At 35.4% G+C, this 3453-nt stretch carries 2 protein-coding genes; both read left to right on the forward strand.

Annotated features, from left to right (window positions below; all coding sequences use genetic code 11):
• Positions 1 to 133: 133 nt before the first annotated feature.
• A complete protein-coding gene (gene polA / locus GSY74_RS03910; protein WP_188108691.1) occupies positions 134 to 2821 on the forward strand; it encodes a DNA polymerase I in 2688 nt (895 codons plus the stop codon).
• 235 nt (positions 2822 to 3056) lie between these two features.
• Positions 3057 to 3453: hypothetical protein (locus GSY74_RS03915; protein WP_223157455.1), on the forward strand; the 397-nt coding region annotated here is incomplete at its 3' end.

A 3453-nucleotide genomic window follows, 5' to 3' on the forward strand; every position in this document is an offset into this window, starting at 1 on the left:
AAATATATTCCTGTCTTTAAAATTTATTATAAAATAATTATAACATAAGTAATTAAGCATCACTTTATTTTGTATCTAAATTAGGATATAACTCATAATAGGGTAAAATTTCTCTAAAAAATTAGGTACTATTTTGAAAACAATCACAATTATTGACACATTTGGCTTCTTTTTTCGTTCATACTTTGCTCTTCCCCCTCTAAAAAATTCTGATGGGTTTCCTACAGGTCTCTTGACTGGGTTTATTAACCTCATTGATAGCTTACGGCGTGACCACAATACAGACTATATAGTTTTTGCTCTTGATACTAAGGGAAAGACATTTAGAAATAATATCTATCCTGAATATAAAGCCAATCGTGATGCTCCTCCAGAGGATTTGACCAAACAGCTACCTATTGCTATTGATTGGATAAGAGAGATGGGGTTTGCTAATCTCTCCAAAGATGGTTATGAGGCTGATGATGTGATTGCTACTGTTGCTAAGTTTGCCAAAGAGAAGGGGTTAAAGGTTCGGATTGTCTCTCATGATAAAGACCTCTATCAGATGATAGATGATGGTCGAGTGGTGATGTATGACTCTGTAAAAAAGAGAGAGATAGATGAGCAGGGATGTCTGGATAAGTTTGAGGTTCACCCTAGAGATTTTGTGAATTTTCAGGCAATACTTGGTGATAGCTCTGATAATGTACCAGGGGTCAAAGGGATTGGTCAGAAGGGTGCATCTAAACTTATCAACAAGTACCATACACTTGAAGCCATATATGAAGATATAGAGAATTGTGGAACTGCTAGAGTTCAAAAACTACTGCTAGAGAGTAGAGAGAGTGCTTTTTTATCAAGAGATTTAGTAGAGATGCGTACGGATATATTCAAAGATTTTGATTGGGATAGTTTTGAGTTTGAGGAGAAGAACTATCTAGCTTGTCTGCTTGATGATTTTGAGAGATATGAGATGAAACAGGCGATAAAAAAGGCTCAGATTGGTATAGTATCTGATGAGTATATAGTAGCAGAGAAGCCTAAAAGCTCACTCTCTTTTGAGGCTATAACTCTGGATACCAAAGAGAGACTTTTTGAGATAGTAGATACTATTGGTAAAGATACTTTGGTTGCATTTGATACAGAGACAACAGGTTTGGATACCAAAAAGGTGAAGATAGTAGGGTTCTCTTTTGCTTTAGATGCCCAAAAAGCCTATTATGTACCTATTGCTCACCACTACTTAGGTGTGACAGAGCAGGTTGATTTGAAGGATGCTATAGAGGCTATAAAAAAAATATTACAAGCAAAAGTGATAGGACAAAATTTGAAATTTGACCTCTCTCTGCTCTACTTTCAGCATGGAGTAGAGGAGATTGTTCCGTTTGCTGATACGATGATAATGGCATGGTTGCTAAACCCTGGGACAAAAGTTGGATTGGATGCTTTGGCTAAAAAGTTTTTCAAATATGAGATGAAACCTTTTAAAGAGATGGTAAAAAAGGGTGAGACATTTGCCAATGTGGATATAGAGTCAGCCACATTCTATGCAGGAGAGGATGCTTGGATGAGCTATATGCTCTATTTAAAACTGGACAAAATGATGGATTTAGCCTCTATAGGACATCTAAAGGATGAGGCTAAGAGAGTTGAGTATCCGTTTATAAATATCTTGATAGCGATGGAGCAGAGAGGGATTAAGCTTGATATAGAAAAACTAGAGAGATTACAAGAGTCTCTTAGTTCCAATATAGAGGAGTTGACAGCAGAGATATATGCTTTGACTAGCAGTGAATTTAATATCAAGTCTACTCAACAGCTTGGAAATGTTCTTTTTGGACATCTTGGGCTCAAAGGTGGGAAGAGGACAAAAACTGGATATAGTACCAATGAGAAAGTTCTAAACTCACTAATAGATGAGCATGAGGTTATCCCCAAGATACTAAAGTATAGAACCGTTCAGAAGATTCTATCTACCTATGCTGACCCTCTTCTAAAACTTGCAAAAGCTGATAAGCAGAGTCGTGTCTATACCTCATTTTTGCAGACAGGGACAGCTACAGGGAGATTAAGTTCAAGAGAGCCTAATTTACAAAACATACCTGTTCGCTCACCATTGGGACGAAGTGTGAGAGAGGCATTTGTGGCTAAAGATGGTTATAAACTCTTAAGTATAGATTATTCTCAAATAGAGCTTAGGCTTTTGGCTCACTTTTCCCAAGACAGAGCTTTGTTAGAGGCTTTTAGAAGTGGTTTAGATATTCATATGGCAACAGCCGTTAAACTATTTGGAGAAGAGGAGGCAGAGTCCAAAAGAAGTTTTGCAAAATCTGTGAATTTTGGACTACTTTATGGTATGGGACCCAAGAAGTTATCCGATGAGCTAGGTATAAGCAGTTCAGAAGCAAAAGAGATTATCAAAAACTATTTTGCCTCATTTCCTACAGTTCAGAATTTTTTAGCACAGATACAAGATGATGTTAAAAATAGAGGATTTGTAGAGACTATATTGAAAAGAAGAAGAATCTTTGACTACGAGAGTGCCAACGGTATGCAAAAGGCAGCTTTTATGAGAGAGTCGGTCAATACCGTTTTCCAAGGGTCTGCTGCTGATTTGATTAAACTCTCAATGATAGAGATAGAGAGATATATGATAGAAGAGCAGGTTGATGGGGCTATGCTTCTACAGATACATGATGAACTGATATTTGAGATAGAGGAGAGTGTTGTTAATGAGGTTGCAGATAGATTGAAGTTTATAATGGAGAATATTATGAAGTTGGATACTCCTTTGGTCTGTTCTGTAACTATAGGTAACTCTTGGGGGGAGTTGAAGTAATAAGATTAGATTAAGAACTATTGAATATAATTACTAATATAATCTTTAAAGATTATATTAAAAATCTCTATATCACTGCCAAAAATTAATACTTGTAAAAATTAACGCATGATTTTCACAATGTGATATTGACTGGTGGTGTTTATAGAGTAAACTACTCACAATTTAGAACTTGGTTCTTTTTAATATTCTTTTCATTGCAGATAGGATATGATATTGAATGAAAGGTGAAAATATGAAAAATATACTTTTGCTGCTCTTAATAGCAGTCTCATTAAATGCAAAGATTGACTTCTCAAAACATATTGATGAAGGAGTTGCAGATGTCTCTTTGTCCGTGACAAATGTAGCGAGTAATGATTTCTTGAATTTAAGAGAGAGACCCTCTTCTAAAAGTAAATCCCTCTACCATATCCCTTATGATGCAAAAAATTTAATTACTCATGATAGAGATATTTTTAAAAAAATTGGTAAAAATATATGGGTATCTGTTCGCTTAGGTTTTGCTGAAGGTTTTTATAATGGTTGGGTAAAAGCTAAGTATTTGAAACTATATGAGAAGTTTGATGCTTCTGTTGCACAAGATTTGCTAGTAGTCTATCCAGAGTTTTTAAATGGAGTAAAAACAAAAG

It is taken from the genome of Sulfurovum sp. bin170 (assembly GCF_010892395.1).
Taxonomy (GTDB): Bacteria; Campylobacterota; Campylobacteria; order Campylobacterales; family Sulfurovaceae; genus UBA1140.